General features: G+C 42.0%; 1 protein-coding gene. It reads right to left on the bottom strand.

What is annotated here, in order from left to right:
* Positions 1-419, bottom strand: a 419-nt coding sequence (locus AAOP42_RS00595; RefSeq protein ID WP_349526508.1) for an Ig-like domain-containing protein, incomplete at both ends; no start/stop codon positions are given.

Here is a 419-nt window from a genome sequence, read left to right as displayed (position 1 = left end):
GGATTCACTGAGATCACCAGTTCCATTTCCGGACGTAAACCATCATTAATCTGAATCCAGACTCCATCCACAAAATCCCATCCCGGCCATGCAATCGGATTGCCCTCTCCATCTACTTCTGCTCCAGGCCATAATAGTTGACCAGTAAGAGGCTGATTCGTCAACTCTTCTACCACTGTACCATCAAGTTTTCTCCAGACTATAGTTGCTCCTCCCGTAGGTACAAAATCAACTGCGGTAAGTTCATATTGTACATACGGAGTGTCTTTGATACAAACTTCTGTTACTTCTATGCTTATTGCTCTGTCTTCATCTACTGTAATTGTAACTATTGCACTATCAAACCCTCCATTTCCATCGGTGATGGTATAATTCACAATTGCTTCTCCTACAAAGTCAGTATTTGGTGTGAAGGTTAT

The sequence above is a fragment of the Reichenbachiella sp. MALMAid0571 genome (assembly GCF_040151475.1).
Classification (GTDB): Bacteria; Bacteroidota; Bacteroidia; order Cytophagales; family Cyclobacteriaceae; genus CAXBNB01.
Note: the sequence above shows the minus strand (reverse complement) of the source record. Positions and strands in the feature narration are given on the sequence as shown.